Origin of the sequence: Clostridium pasteurianum BC1 (assembly GCF_000389635.1) — a bacterium.
Classification (GTDB): Bacteria; Bacillota; Clostridia; order Clostridiales; family Clostridiaceae; genus Clostridium_I; species Clostridium_I pasteurianum_A.
The window spans coordinates 618,306-633,051 of the sequence record NC_021182.1 but is presented as its reverse complement, the minus strand read 5'-3'; the positions used below and the strand labels follow the sequence as shown (position 1 = coordinate 633,051).

Sequence of the window (14,746 nt, the reverse complement as noted above, 5' to 3'; positions counted from 1 at the left end):
TTAATCACCTAATCCAAATAATCTCTTGAAAAAATCTCCTATAGATGAAATCCCACTTTTTTTATTATTACTGGAAATTTTCTCATTATTGCTAGCTGATTTTTTTATATTTAAATCCTTAGATACTACACCAGTTCTATTGAGTTCATCTGTATAAGAAACTTCTATTTTCCCATTTATATCCTTTGTGAAAGGCAGTATTACTTCATAGTTTTCATTATCACCAGGATCTAAGCTTCCATAATACTGTGAAAACTCCCTTCCATTTGAAGTAACCTTTACCATAACCTGATCTAAAATACCTTTACTAGCATTTACAAAAGCTACTTTTAAATCTTTTTCAGCATCACTTTTATCACTGGAATCCACTGAAGTTATATTAAGATTGGCTTTGTTATCTATTACTATACCTATGATCTTACTATCCTGAACAACTGCATCATTATATTTATAACTTATATTGATTACAATATTATAAGTTCCAGTCTTTAACTGAGCATCTGCAATCATATCCAGACTTAAAACCGCTGTATCATTCTTGTTTATCTTACTGCAATAAACTTCATTGGTAGAATTAACTGGAGAAAATCCACTTAAAGCATTTTTACCCTCAATGCTGGCAAGCTTTATGTTTATATCACTTATACTATCACTTGATATATTTTTGAGGAAAAAGTTGATTGTGAATTGCTGACCTGGCTCTACAATTTCAGGTTTTGTTTCTACTCTTTGAAATAAAAGTTGTGAAGAATCCGCTTTCACATTAAATGAAGGGATAATTAATAAACTACAAAATATTATTGCTAACAGTATTACTTTTTTCATTTAGATTACCTCCAACCCCTTATAAAAATTAATTATAATTGTTTTCATCTACAATAAGACCATCTTTAACTCTTATAATTTTATCTGCATATTTGCATACCTGCTGTGAATGAGTTACTACTACGAAGGTTTTATTTTCCTTTTCGTTTAGTTCTTTTAGCATTTCTATAATTTCTACACCAGTTTTACTATCCAAATTCCCCGTAGGTTCATCGGCAAGTACAACAGCTGAATTATTTACCAGTGCTCTTGCTATAGATACTCTTTGCTGCTGACCCCCTGAAAGCTCGCTTGGTTTATGGTTCATCCTCTCTTCAAGACCGACCTTTTTTAGCATTTCTGCTGCTCTTTCCTTCCTCTCTTTTTTTGATATCCCTAAAAACACAAGTGGAAATGCAACATTTTCTAGAGCTGTAAATTGAGGCAGCAAATTATAAGCTTGAAATACAAAACCTAAATGCTTTCTTCTGAATAAAGCCAATTGATTTTCATTAAACTTAGATATATTTTCATTGCAGATATTTACATCTCCCATTGTTGGAGGCATAAGTCCTGCCAGTATATTTAAAAAAGTTGACTTACCTGAGCCGGATTCTCCTATAATAACTGCAAATTCACCTTCTTCTATGCTTATGCTTATACCTTTTAATATATTGACTTTTATTTTATTTAAATAAAAATCCTTTGTTACATTGTTAGCCTGAATTATTGACATATTTACCTCCACTTCAATTCAATATAAGTTTTGTATATACATCTTTAGCATTATAATCTAATATTTGGTACATACCCATATGTTAGATTAGGTATTTATAAATGTAAATATCCATGTCGTAAGACACGAATTATTTATCGTAAAAAGTTTTATTGTGATGGTTACCCACTTATTTAGATCTGTAAATAATAAATTCCTGTTTAAAAACGCTGTTTTCAATAGTAGTATTAAGAAATACATTACTATAATTTTTATGTATAATATTCATAACAGACTTTAAACCAATACCCCTGTTATTTCCTTTAGTTGAAAAGTCCTTTTTATATAAACCATGAACTGGTGGAGTACTCTCCAAACAGGAATTACTTATTATAAAGACCACATTATTCTCTTCCTTTATCACTACAAAATCAATAAATTTCTCCTGACATAATTCTGCCGCTTCAATTGCATTGTCAAAAAATACACCAATAATTCTACATAAATCTATTAGCCCTATAGATATCTCAGTTACATCCTCCTCAATTTCAATATTAACCCGTATATTTCTTTTCTCAGCAATATTAACCTTAGATGATATAAATGCCTTCAAGGGATTTATTTTTATATTCTGAAGTTTTGTAAAAGACATATTTTTAGTTATGATTTTTTCACTTTGAGGAAATAATTCCTCTTTGTAAAAAGCTTTAAGCTTATTTATGTCACCTAAATCAATGTAATATCCTATAATTTTAATTATATTGGCATAGTCATGTTTAAATTTTCTTAAATCATTAGACTGATTTTCAATCATGGCAGTATATTCATTAAGTCTTAATAGCTCTTTATCTTTATATTCTTTATCCAATCTTTCCTTATAATTATTATTGATCAAATATGTAATTACAATCAATAATAAAGTAAAAATACAAATGATAGAAAAGTTCATTATAGCAACTAATTTATTATAAGTCTTAAGTACTCCCTTAACCATAAGTAAAAAAGAATATATGGAAATCAATGATATTATCACACACAGCACTGGAAGTATTAGATTTTTGCCCTTGGTTTCTATGAAAACAGCATACTTTGACCTTTTAAAAAATAAATTTAGAAGTTTGCTTAAAATAATAGCTAATAGAAGAATGGTAAATGCAATACCCAAGTATATAATCTTATTGTTTGTAATCTCAGAATAATCAAGTCTAAAAATAAACATAAATATTATTCCAGCAAAAGCATCACTTAAAGCAAATATTATCTGTGTCGAAACAGAAATTAGTATTGAATAAGCTATTTTCTTAAAAATTGTATATAAATATATAATTGTTGTAATTGTTGAAAAAGGCACTGAAAATATATCTTTGTGATATATAGATAGCAAATAAATTAGAATAAAATTTACAACAATCAGCCCCAAAGTATGCTTCCAAGCTAATTTTGACATTGTGATATTATTTATAATTACTGCAATGTTTAAAGTTACAATAAGCACATATAATATATTACTAATTATAGAATACATATACTGATCAATCCTTTTAAATAACGTTTTGAAACAAGACAAATATCATCATTTATCATATATATAATAAGATCTTTTTTATCTATTGCTCTAATTTTACTTGTGTTTACTAAATAAGATCTATGACTTTTATAATAGTCCGTTGGCACCTGAGCTTCTATATCTTTTAATTTACCATAAAATTCAAAAACACCTTTTTCAGTATGCATCCTAAGCTTATGGTCAATTTCTGTTGTCTCAAAAAATAATATTTCATCCATATTGAAATTAGTAATTTTACTGCCTATTTTTATTGGCATAGCTTTTCTTTTATCAGCATTAAGCTTTTTATAATTATTTTGAATTTCTAATAAACATTTAAATATATTTTCTTTAAGAATACTATTATCTACCTTTAGAATATAATCAAATGCTTGTACCTTATACTTAAATGTCAAAAACGAAAATTCTATATGGGATGTTATAAATACAATATATCCTCTTAAATCATACTCTCTAATATTTTTTGCAAGCTCTATGCCGTTTATATCAGTATTTAAATCTACATCTAAAAAATAAATAAAGCTTCTTTCTTTATTTTTATATACATAATCAATTACATCTCCAGGATTATCTGTTGATAACTCAACAAAAATATCTATTTTTAAATTTACTAATTCTTCTTCTATAATATTTTGAATTTGTTTTAGTTGAATTTTATTATCTTCACAAATTATGATACTAAGCATTTTTCACCTCATGGACAAGTATTTAAGCTACAATCTGCTTTTTAATCATTATTATAGAAAAATATAGAAAATATTGCAACTTTCAACTTCTTTTAGTTAAAATAGAATGTATAATTAGTATGTAAATTAATGCAGACTTGTAAGATATGGTGAAGCAAAATTATTTATATTAGTTTAATGGGAGGATACCAATATGAGTAATAAAAATATTAAAAAATATATTGCCCTATTTTTGATTTTTGCGTTTGGCTTGCCGTTAATATGTGTTTTATTAGTAAAAAATTTCAGCATTTTTCAAGCTGGAACGCTGAATTTTATTTTATATGGAATTGAAGCAATGACACCAACACTTGCAGCATTAATTGTAACTGCAATCTTGGGTGGCAGTGTAAGAATACGGGTATTTTTAAAAAAGTGTTATTTTTACAATATAAAAATACATTACATAGTATTAGCGGTAATACTGCCGGTAACTGTAGTAACTATCACAAAGTTAACTTCGTTCATCTTTGTCCATGATACTCCATTTATAACAGGTATTACTGCAAAGAAACTGATAGTAATTATGTGGGCATTGTTTGCAGAAGAAATTGGATGGAGAGGGTTTTTGCAAGAGAAATTAGATAAACGTTATGGTCACATAGCAACACCTATACTTGTTGGGATCATTTGGGCATTGTGGCATTATCATTTCTTTTGGTTAGGAACTATGTCAGCACCATTGATATTATTTTTACTTGGGTATATTGCAGATAGTTTTGGGTATTACTGGGTCACTAAAAAGTCAGAAGGCAATGTTATTCCAGTCTCTTTATGGCATTTTATAGAAAATCTATTTTTCAATCTTTTTTTGATAAGGCATGGTAGTATTGTGCCGTATTTGATATTTGTAGTTTATTCAACCATTATGGCTATAGGTGTAAGTATGTGGGGAAGTTTTTCTATAAAAAATGACAGCAGCATTAATTGATAACATGAAGGGTTTGATTATAATCATTTGTTTCATTATTGCACAATCTTCAAATAGGTCGAACCATAAAGAATTGAATTAAATAGATATCTTAACTTTAATTAACTACTGCTCTATTGATAGGTTCAGAAGTTTAACAGCCTTATATAACTGCTATATTGGGTTATTAAATTTAGTTTGAAATTTTTTGTAACCTTTTCCCCATTCACACATTAAATTTAAAATAGGTTTTATACTTTCACCCAGCTCACTAAGTCCATATTCAACCTTTGGTGGACTTTCTGGATAAACTTTTCTATAAATTATTCCATCTCTTTCTAATTCTCTTAATTGAAGTGTTAGTGTCTTCTGAGAAATACCGTGTAATAATCTTTGCAATTCGTTAAATCTAACGACTCCTCTTATTAAATGCCAAAGAATTGATATTTTCCATTTACCACTTAATATATTTATAGTTATATCCATAGGACATTCTGTTGTTAATTTTTTTGATTTTGACATTTTAATTCTCCTTAAAATTTTTAAGTGTTAACTTTATAGTATCATTTACTACACTACATTTCAAATTTGTGCGTACTTTAAATGTATTATTCTTAGTGTTATGCTTTCAAAAAGAATAGAAAAGATGACTAAATAAGGAAAGGATGTTTTAAATGATAATTGATAGTCATGCTCATGTAATATTACCAACAGAAAAACAAATATTAATAATGGAGGAAGCTGGAGTAGATAAAACTATATTGTTTTCTACAACACCACATCCTGAAAAAGCTAATGATTTGAAATCATTAGAAAAAGAATTATTTATATTAAACAATATATTAGCAAGTAGTGTTTCATTAAATGAAAGAATTAAAAACATTAAGAGCACTACAGCAATATTAAAAGAAGTTATAGATAGAAATCCATCAAAATTTATAGGTTTTGGACTGGTACCATTATCTTTAAACTATAATAAAACAGCCGATTGGATAAATAATAATATAGTTAAAAACAATTTTTATGGTTTAGGAGAATTTTCACCAACATCTGGTCAAGTAAAATATTTAGAAATAATTTTTCAAGCTTCAAACGAGCTAGGACATTTACCAATATGGGTTCATACTTTTTATCCTTTAAATTTTGATGATATTAAAGAACTTATACAACTAGCTAAAAAATATCCCAAAGTTCCATTAATACTAGGGCATATGGGAGGTATACACTGGATTGATGTAATAAAATTTGCTAAAGAAAATAATAATATTTATTTAGATTTATCAGCTATGTATACAATTTTAGCCCCTACAATAGCAATTAAAGAATTACCTGAACGTACACTATTTAGCTCAGATGCTCCTTATGGCAATCCTCAACTGTTTAGAAAAATGATTGAAATGATTAGTCCAGATAGAAAAGTATCAGAACAAGTACTAGGTGGAAATATACTAAAATTATTAAAATTATAATATATTATAGTCCTTATGAAATATCACTACAGCTTATTTATATATAATTTCTAAAAAATAAAATTACTAATCTTCTGTATCAGGAACAATATGACGATAGGGTACAGGAGATTTAAGTACTACGGATGTGTTAACATTACCATAGGGCAATAACCTATCTATAAGTAAACTCATACTGTCCATATTATTTACAGCAGCTTTAATAAAATAATTAATATGTCCAGTTACTCTATGGCACTCTAAAATATCTTGATCTTCTTTAATCATATCCTCAAATACTTCCGGAGATACTTTTAAAGAACTTAATTCAATAAATAGTATAGTATTTCTACCAATTGCCTTTAAAGATATTCTCGTAGTAAATTTTTCAATAAATAAATCCTAATAGATAATTATATCTTAAAACTATATGTTTATAATAGAGTGCCTTTATCTCCAATGTTAAACCACTAATTTTCAACGCAAAAAATCAAACCACCAATTAGCTATATATTAAATATAAACTAATTGGTGGTTAAGCAACTCCTAACTCATTGGAACAATCCGATTCTATTTGAATATCCATCACCCTTTTTTCTAGTTATTTTTATAATGTGTATTACACTATAAAATCTACTTTTTTGAAATTCTCTAAATACAACCTTCTTCAATATACTATATTGATTAATAATTAGCCAATATACATATCTTTACAATTATATTTACTTCTTTTTTAACATTTGTAAATATCATTTTATAGTACACATCAAAATCAGATTCTCAGTATCTGTATTCTGCGTTTTCTATAAATTAATACTACTAAATGTTTTTAGTTTTTCTGAACATTCTCTTAAATCAAACGTTCATGGCATTTTCAGTAATCTTCTTACAGTTTACATCTTCAAATATTTAACAATATCCACTTTTGTTTACTTAAGGTATATTCAAATAAATAAATTGTCATCATACTACTTCACATTCTGTATCATACTTCACCAATAGAACCTTTTGATAACTCACTATCTATTTTCTATTTCCCTATATGATCCAAAATAACACAGTATATTTTGACTTAATATCCATTTTCCCATACCTGATAAGTTTTTTACTGTTAATGCTTTTAACCTTATTACTAAATCTTTGCAATTCTTTGTTACCTTTACTTTATGAGTTAGGGTTGCTAGAAGAAGTTTTTTTATATCTTCTTCATGCTTTTATGATAATGTAAACGTTTATATTTGTCAACTATTTTTAATAATTTTTTTCATCACATCACCAGATAATTCATCTAAACTTAGCAGAAGCTCAAACTTCCACTAAGTAAGATTCATTTATTGATACTAAATAATTAGTTTATTCCCACTTTATTACTTCTACGCTCCATAAATGCAACATCATGCCACACACCATTACTCATTTTGGCAATTTTTTCTCTTATGCCAATCTGCTTAAATCCACATTTCTTATGCAGCTCTATGCTTGCAGTGTTTTCTCTTATAATACCTGATTGCAATGTCCAGAATCCCTCTTCTTCTGATCTTTTAATCAAGCTATTAAAAAGATTTTTTCCTATTCCTAATCCTCTATAATTTTCTCCAATATATATACTGACTTCTGCAACCCCTGCATAGACACATCGACTTGATGTTGGACTTAATGCAGCCCAACCCAATATATTATTTTCTACTGAACGTGCTACTAATCTACAGGAAGCAATATGCCCATTATTCCAATTTTCAAAGGTTGGTACTTCTGTCTGAAATGTTGCTTTACCTGTATTAATGCCCTGTAGATATATCTTTGCTACTTGCTCCCAATCCGATTCCTTCATTTCATCAATTTTATAATCCATCTTTTTCTCCCCCAACTACTTATACGATGACTACCCACTCTAATACTCTCATCCCACTCTGTGAAAGCGATTCACACAAAATCAAAGATTTTTGTTCTCTGCTTTTCGTAAAGTGGGAGTAAAGAACGGCTACGTCCATCATAAATAACGATTTTTCCTAAAGGACGACGATTTCTAAGTATCATAGTACTAAGAATTCTATTTAAATGCCTTAACATGAGCTCCTGCAAAAGCTCTATCAAGAAGTTCTGAATCTATCTTACTATATACATCTCCTAAGTTCTTCTGTGTGGCAATATCCTCTATTATTTCTTTGGTGTATATATTAACTGGAGTAATTTCAATATCTTTAAATCCAACATTTTCAAGTATTTTTTTATACTCATTAACTTCCAAAGCACCAGCAATGCATCCAACCCACATTTCAACACTTTTCTTTATATTCTCAGGAATATCTTTAAGAACTATAACATCAGCTATTGCTAGCCTTCCGCCATTTTTTAATACTCTATATGCCTCTTTTAATGCATCTTCTTTACTCTCACAAAGATTTATTACACAATTTGATGTAATAACATCTACACTTTCATTTTTAAGAGGAATGTCTTCAATATATCCTTTAATAAACTCTACATTCTTCACTTCCATTTTATCTTTATTTTTATTTGCCAGCTCAAGCATTTCATCTGTCATATCAAGACCGTATACTTTTCCACTTTCACCTACATACTTTGATGAAATAAATACATCTATTCCACCACCACTTCCTAAATCCAATACCACTTCTCCCTTTTGAGGATTTGCAAGTACAATAGGGTTTGCACATCCTAGTGACGCATTAATAGCTTCCTCTGGCAATCCTTCTATATAATCTTTTGTATACAGATTTGAGTTGATTGCAGTATCATCTCCACAACATGAGCTTCCACACCCACAAGTAACTTTAGTTTCAGCATTCACTTTTTTAGCTATACCTCCGTAATAGGCTTTAACTTGTCCCTTAATATTATTTTTCATAATTAAATTCCCCCTAGCAACATTTATTTTCACTTACAGCTTTGATTAAAAGCTTTAAGCTATCAAGCACTTGATCCCTTTTATCTTCTGGAATAGAATTGAAAATAGCATTAAAATACTGTTTCATTCCTTCTTCAATATTTTTAAATATCTTTATTCCTTCATCAGTTAGCTTTATGGTTACATACCGTCTATCTTCTGGATGTAATTTTCTAACTACTAAAGCATTTTCTACAAGATTATTTATGGTTCTGCTCATTGTACTTTTATCTAAGGTTAATATTTCAGCAAGCTCATTTAAAGAAATTTCTTGTGCTCTTCCAATCTCCACAATAGCATGACATTGTGAAATTGTTACACTACAGCAGGTTGCATCCCCTTTCTCCAATATTCCCAGGTTTCTTACCAATACTCTGATCAGTTCACGCAAATAACTACTTTCCTGACTTTCCATTTAATCACCTCAATTTCATTGTAATACAAAACTGTTGCATATTGCAATTATTTTCTTGATTTATCTAATGGATTTTTTCTATTCATTAGATAATCACTAATATTTATGCATAAATACTTATATTAGTTATGTATAAAATTACAACAATTTTTAAATATATAAGCTGCAATAAATTATATTCATTATAAAATATCTATTCTATTCAAATTACTTCTATACCACTACTACCTGTCATTAATTAAATCTACAATTTTAATTTCAACTTGTTTAAGATAATTTTATCCCATGAATCAATTTAAATTAAAATTTAAAATAATTTATTGTATATTTATAAATTTAATTGTATAATAATGCATATAGTGTATTATAAATTTATCCAATAACAGCAGCACATCCCTAGATAATTCATCTAAACTCAACAGGAGTAGAAACTCCCACTAAATAAAATTCATTGATGAAAGGTGTTGATATATTTATGAAACAAATAAACATAAATTATACTGATAATCTTATAAGCGAAAATAAAAATTCAATATTGTTTACTACAAATCGTCCAAACATCGTGATGGAACATGGAAAAGGTATGTACCTATTAGACACTGAAGGAAAATGTTATCTTGACTTTGTAGGGGGCTGGGCTGTGAATTGTCTTGGACATTGTCCTGATATTATTAATGATGCTATTATAAAACAGGCTAAAACACTAATAAATGCCAGTCCTTCTTTTTATAATAAACCCATGCTTCAATTTGCAAAACTGCTTACTGATAATTCCTGCTTTGACAGAGTATTTTTTTCCAATAGTGGTTCTGAAGCAAACGAAGGTGCTATTAAGCTTGCGAGAAAATATGGTGAAAAATTTCTTAACGGTGCCTATGAAATAATTACTATGATTAACAGTTTTCATGGAAGAACACTTGCTACAATGTCTGCAACAGGGAAAAAAATCTGGGAAGATTTATATGAACCAAAAGTTCCAGGCTTTAAACACGTGCCACTAAATGATATAGATGCAATAAAAGCATCTATAACTTCAAAAACCTGTGCAATTATGCTGGAACCTATTCAGGGAGAAGGTGGCGTTAACAAAGCAGACAAAGTTTATATTGAAACCATAAGCAATATATGCAAAGAACGTGGAATACTACTAATTTTTGATGAAGTTCAAACAGGCATCGGCAGAACTGGTAAATTATTTGCCTATGAACACTACGGAATTGAACCTGACATAATGACACTTGCCAAAGGTATAGGCGGAGGCTATCCACTATCGGCATTATTAACTAAAGAAAAGTTAAATATATTTGAACCGGGTGATCAAGGTGGAACTTATTCAGCTCAACCCTTAGGAATGGCTGTAGGAATGGCTGTGGTAGAAGAAGTTATTAACAAAAAACTATTCATTAATGCTGAAATACAAGGAAATTATATATTAAAAAAATTAGATGAGCTAAAACATAAGTATAAATTGAAAAATATACGTGGTAATGGACTTCTCATTGCATTCGATCTTCCATGTAACAAAGGGACTGAAATTGTAGATAAATGTTTGCAAGAAGGCTTGATTTTAAATTCACCAAGACCTTCAATTATTCGATTAATGCCTCCTTTAATAGTAACTGAAAAAGATACTGATAATATGATTAATATTTTAACTGAGGCTTTAGATATGACTCTTTAAATGTATTTATTATTAAATAATCTTTAATCAAAAAATCAAACCAGCAATTAGCCATATTATTTATTAATATAAACTAATTGCTGGTTAAGCAACTCCTAATTCATTAAAACAATCTGATTCTATCTGAATATCCATCACCCTATTTCTCATTATTTTTATAATGTGTATTACACTATAGATTTTAACTTATTTTAAATATAATCTTCTTCCAATATTTATTATCAATATCTAAATACTTTTTGCAATTATATTTATTTAGATTTAATAATCTTTGACATTGTAAATATCATTCTATAGTCTTACACTAGGCTACCTTAAATAAATAATTATTAATATACTAGCGTATATTAGATTTGCTTTTCAATAAAACTTTTGATAAAAACATTATCATCAGCATTTATTTACTATGCTAAAATACACTGAATATTCTACTTCTTATTTATTTTTAGACTTCCTAATCAGATTTTTATATTCCCTATAGTCTAATATTACTAAATGTCTTTTTAGTTTCTATGAACATTCTTTTAAGTCAAATGTTCATAGCATCTATTAGCAGTATTCTTATAGCTTGGCTCTGTAAATATTTATAATTGTATTTACCTTTGCTATTCACAAGATTTCTACTATTAGATTTTTTGAAATTCACTAATACTCTAATACCATCTTATTAAAGTTTTAGTTTTCTTTATGAATTAGGGTTGCTTTATATAATATAAAGAAGTTTTTCTCTAACGATAAGCTTATGTCTGCATTAAAGTTTTTAAGCTTTAAGCTACAATACTTATTTTTAGATTAAGATTTTTAAATTTCAGTAGAATTAACATCCTTCTGCTATTTAAAATCTTTTTGTATCTTCTTTATGTCTTTATTATAATGTAAACGTTTGTAATTGTCAACTACTTTTTTAATAGTTTTATTTGAATCTGTTTTTATATATTTTTCTCATAACATAGTCAAGATATATTGGGGTAATACCAGTAGCTCTGTAACCAGGGGCAAGGTAGTTAAGCTTGTCCCATAATGCTGTATGTGTCTAACAGGTTGTTGTACCTTCACCCCAAATATCTTCTACTGGACTCTTAAGTATTGCATTTTTATGGTACTAACTTTTACTTATAATTAGATTAACGTGGGTAAAAACTTTAATTTATATTCAATTATTGTCTTAGCATGGGCTTTGTCGGAAATATTGGTGCTACCCCAGTTATAAAACGCTTGACCTATGTAAATGTTTACATTATAATAAAAAGTAAATTTAACAAATCTCAATTGCTATATATGTAACACGAATCCTATATAAAAATTGAAACATTTCAAAATTAATATTTTAACTCTTCAGTTATACTTAATGAAAAATAAAATAATTAAAACAATGCTGTACTGGGCCTATATAGTCAAAAACAAATTTTTATCTTTTTCTGAAATTTGTACTTTTATACTGAAAAAAAGTGTATAAAAGCACAAAGAATTATATATAAACGAAAATTAAAGCATAATTAAATATTCATAAAATCTAAAAAAGAAAAAGGAGTTGAAATTTAGATGATTTGTAGATTTTAAATTAAAAAATATAGAAAGGAAGTTGCTAATGAAAAGAAAAATTAAAAAAAATAGACAATTAATAAACTTATTTATTGCTTATTTATTATTACCAATAATATTTACTTTTTTATTATTGCTAACAGAATTAAAAGGAGTATATGCAGCTACAGCTGAAGACCCGTATAGACCCTTATATCATGTTACACCAGAATTAGGGTGGATGGGTGATGTACAGCGACCACTCTACATAAATGGTACACATCAATTTTATTATTTGAATAATTTAGATTATTCCTGGGGAGGTAATGGAACAGCGTGGGCACATGCAGACTCAACAGATTTAGTACATTGGAATAGAAAACCAATAGCTATAGAAAAGTATCAAACTCCGTATGGAGACCCCTGGACAGGTAGTTTAGTAGTGGATAAAGATAATACTGCAGGGTTTGGTGTAAACGTTGTAATTGCCCTAGTAACAATGCCTTATGAAAATCAATCTACCCATCTGTGGTACAGTACAGATAATGGAAATTCATTTCAGTATTATGGTATTGTACAGCATAATCCAACAGGAAGTTCAGACTTCAGAGACCCAAAAGTTATTTGGGATGAAGAAACAGGAAAATGGGTTATGTTACTTGCTGAACACGATAAGGTTGGATTTTATACATCATATAACTTAAAAGATTGGCAGTATGTTTCATCATTTGTAAGACAAGATGTAGGTACTATAGAGTGTCCAGATTTATTTCAACTTAATGTAGATGGAGACAGTAACAATAAAAAATGGGTATTAGCAATGGGAGCAAATGGTTTTAACTATGGTTTGACAACAGGGACATGTTATTTTGTAGGTGACTTTGATGGTCAGACATTTACTCCAGATACAGGTTCAGATATAAGTTGGTTAGAAGAAGGCGCAGATTCTTATGCAGGAGTAACTTGGGATACACCTTATACTAATGGTAACTATAGATATTTTATATCATGGATGAATAACTGGAATTATGCACTTCAAATTCCATGGAACAATTATTCGGGAAATGCAAGTATCGTTAGAGAGCTAAGACTAAATACAACCATCAATGGATTAAAACTACAAGAAGTACCAGTTTGGAATTTACTTAGTAACTTTAATCAAGTAATGGATATAGAAAATCAAACAATATATACTAATCAATCAAATATTCTTGATAGTTATAAAGGTTTATCCTATAGTATTGAAACCCAGATAGATGTATCAGACTTAACAAATGGTAAATTTGGATTCTCTGTCAGATGTGGATTAAATGAGCAAACAAATATAACTTATGATAAGAGTATAAATCAATTATCTTTTGATAGGAGTAACTCAGGTACAATTGTAAATGTAAACGAATTTACTAGTCCGCAGAGGGTTACAGCTGACCCTATAAATGGTAAAATAAAATTAACTATATTGGTAGATGTAAGTACAGTTGAAATATTTGTTAATGATGGGCAGTATACATTAAGCAATATAATCTTCCCTTCATTAACATCAAATGGAGTAAGACTATGGACTGATGACCATGTACATTTAGATTATTTGAAGATAAGAAATAACGATAATAATATGATTAATTAGTATGTCTTTAAAGACATACTAATTTTTAAAAGAAATGAACTGGAGTATAGTCAACTATTGGGCAATCAGGTACAGATCTTGTATTTTTAATTTGCCTTTTTTAGTATATTACAATATAATTTTCATAACAAAAAATCAAACCAGCAATTAGCCATATTATTTATTAATATAAACTAATTGCTGGTTAAGCAACACCTAACTCATTGAAACAATCTGATTCTATCTGAATATCCATCACCCTATTTCTCGTTATTTTTATAATGTGTATTACACTATAAAAATTTACTATTTTTAAATTTTTATAAATACAATCTTCTTCAATATACTATATTGATTAATAATTAGCCAATATACATATCTTTACAATTATATTTACTTCTTTTTTAACATTTGTAAATATCATTTTATAGTACACATCAAATCAG

General features: G+C 28.3%; 13 protein-coding genes. 4 read left to right on the top strand and 9 right to left on the bottom strand.

Going from position 1 to position 14,746, the window contains the following annotated elements:
- From CLOPA_RS02990 to CLOPA_RS02975, 4 genes are all read right to left on the bottom strand, one after another.
- Window positions 1-825 (bottom strand): hypothetical protein, encoded by an 825-nt coding sequence (locus CLOPA_RS02990; protein ID WP_041710736.1) that lies wholly within the window; start codon window positions 823-825, stop codon window positions 1-3.
- A 28-nt stretch (window positions 826-853) separates the two neighbouring features.
- Window positions 854-1,540 (bottom strand): ABC transporter ATP-binding protein, encoded by a 687-nt coding sequence (locus tag CLOPA_RS02985; RefSeq protein WP_015613998.1) that lies wholly within the window; start codon window positions 1,538-1,540, stop codon window positions 854-856.
- A 169-nt stretch (window positions 1,541-1,709) separates the two neighbouring features.
- Window positions 1,710-3,044: a sensor histidine kinase gene (locus CLOPA_RS02980; protein ID WP_015613997.1), complete on the bottom strand. Its 1,335-nt coding sequence runs from the start codon at window positions 3,042-3,044 to the stop codon at window positions 1,710-1,712.
- Complete coding sequence (locus tag CLOPA_RS02975) at window positions 3,032-3,772, bottom strand: LytR/AlgR family response regulator transcription factor (RefSeq protein ID WP_015613996.1); 741 nt, start codon at window positions 3,770-3,772, stop codon at window positions 3,032-3,034. The genes CLOPA_RS02980 and CLOPA_RS02975 overlap by 13 nt, the downstream gene beginning before the upstream one ends.
- A gap of 193 nt (window positions 3,773-3,965) precedes the next feature.
- Here CLOPA_RS02975 and CLOPA_RS02970 point away from each other — a divergent pair, with 193 nt between their 5' ends.
- Complete coding sequence (locus CLOPA_RS02970; RefSeq protein ID WP_015613995.1) at window positions 3,966-4,742, top strand: CPBP family intramembrane glutamic endopeptidase; 777 nt, start codon at window positions 3,966-3,968, stop codon at window positions 4,740-4,742.
- Window positions 4,743-4,895: 153 nt separating this feature from the next.
- On the opposite strand, the gene CLOPA_RS02965 is transcribed toward CLOPA_RS02970, so the two are convergent.
- Window positions 4,896-5,243: a winged helix-turn-helix transcriptional regulator gene (locus CLOPA_RS02965; protein ID WP_015613994.1), complete on the bottom strand. Its 348-nt coding sequence runs from the start codon at window positions 5,241-5,243 to the stop codon at window positions 4,896-4,898.
- A gap of 152 nt (window positions 5,244-5,395) precedes the next feature.
- On the opposite strand from CLOPA_RS02965, the gene CLOPA_RS02960 reads away from it, so the two are divergent.
- A complete protein-coding gene (locus tag CLOPA_RS02960) occupies window positions 5,396-6,190 on the top strand; it encodes an amidohydrolase family protein (RefSeq protein WP_015613993.1) in 795 nt (264 codons plus the stop codon).
- Window positions 6,191-6,256: 66 nt separating this feature from the next.
- Here CLOPA_RS02960 and CLOPA_RS02955 read toward each other — a convergent pair whose 3' ends face one another.
- The 4 genes from CLOPA_RS02955 to CLOPA_RS02940 form a co-directional block, all read right to left on the bottom strand.
- Entirely contained in the window at window positions 6,257-6,502 is a 246-nt protein-coding gene (locus tag CLOPA_RS02955) for an Lrp/AsnC ligand binding domain-containing protein (RefSeq protein ID WP_278246042.1), read from the bottom strand.
- Window positions 6,503-7,517: 1,015 nt separating this feature from the next.
- Window positions 7,518-8,021, bottom strand: coding sequence for a GNAT family N-acetyltransferase (locus tag CLOPA_RS02950; RefSeq protein ID WP_015613992.1), 504 nt, complete (start codon window positions 8,019-8,021; stop codon window positions 7,518-7,520).
- 198 nt (window positions 8,022-8,219) lie between these two features.
- Entirely contained in the window at window positions 8,220-9,038 is an 819-nt protein-coding gene (gene arsM, locus CLOPA_RS02945; RefSeq protein WP_015613991.1) for an arsenite methyltransferase, read from the bottom strand.
- Between the two features lie 13 nt (window positions 9,039-9,051).
- Window positions 9,052-9,492, bottom strand: a complete 441-nt coding sequence (locus CLOPA_RS02940; RefSeq protein ID WP_015613990.1) for a MarR family winged helix-turn-helix transcriptional regulator — start codon at window positions 9,490-9,492, stop codon at window positions 9,052-9,054.
- Window positions 9,493-9,946: 454 nt separating this feature from the next.
- Here CLOPA_RS02940 and CLOPA_RS02935 point away from each other — a divergent pair, with 454 nt between their 5' ends.
- Window positions 9,947-11,173, top strand: a complete 1,227-nt coding sequence (locus tag CLOPA_RS02935; protein ID WP_015613989.1) for an acetylornithine/succinylornithine family transaminase — start codon at window positions 9,947-9,949, stop codon at window positions 11,171-11,173.
- Window positions 11,174-12,761: 1,588 nt separating this feature from the next.
- Window positions 12,762-14,321, top strand: a complete 1,560-nt coding sequence (locus CLOPA_RS02930) for a glycoside hydrolase family 32 protein (RefSeq protein ID WP_015613988.1) — start codon at window positions 12,762-12,764, stop codon at window positions 14,319-14,321.
- Window positions 14,322-14,746: the final 425 nt, after the last annotated feature.

Coding starts and splice junctions, on each gene's coding strand:
- CLOPA_RS02990 (WP_041710736.1), bottom strand. CDS start 825: ATGAAAAAAGTAATACTGTTAGCAATAATATTTTGTAGTTTATTAATT.
- CLOPA_RS02985 (WP_015613998.1), bottom strand. CDS start 1,540: ATGTCAATAATTCAGGCTAACAATGTAACAAAGGATTTTTATTTAAAT.
- CLOPA_RS02980 (WP_015613997.1), bottom strand. CDS start 3,044: ATGTATTCTATAATTAGTAATATATTATATGTGCTTATTGTAACTTTA.
- CLOPA_RS02975 (WP_015613996.1), bottom strand. CDS start 3,772: ATGCTTAGTATCATAATTTGTGAAGATAATAAAATTCAACTAAAACAA.
- CLOPA_RS02970 (WP_015613995.1), top strand. CDS start 3,966: ATGAGTAATAAAAATATTAAAAAATATATTGCCCTATTTTTGATTTTT.
- CLOPA_RS02965 (WP_015613994.1), bottom strand. CDS start 5,243: ATGTCAAAATCAAAAAAATTAACAACAGAATGTCCTATGGATATAACT.
- CLOPA_RS02960 (WP_015613993.1), top strand. CDS start 5,396: ATGATAATTGATAGTCATGCTCATGTAATATTACCAACAGAAAAACAA.
- CLOPA_RS02950 (WP_015613992.1), bottom strand. CDS start 8,021: ATGGATTATAAAATTGATGAAATGAAGGAATCGGATTGGGAGCAAGTA.
- arsM (WP_015613991.1), bottom strand. CDS start 9,038: ATGAAAAATAATATTAAGGGACAAGTTAAAGCCTATTACGGAGGTATA.
- CLOPA_RS02940 (WP_015613990.1), bottom strand. CDS start 9,492: ATGGAAAGTCAGGAAAGTAGTTATTTGCGTGAACTGATCAGAGTATTG.
- CLOPA_RS02935 (WP_015613989.1), top strand. CDS start 9,947: ATGAAAGGTGTTGATATATTTATGAAACAAATAAACATAAATTATACT.
- CLOPA_RS02930 (WP_015613988.1), top strand. CDS start 12,762: ATGAAAAGAAAAATTAAAAAAAATAGACAATTAATAAACTTATTTATT.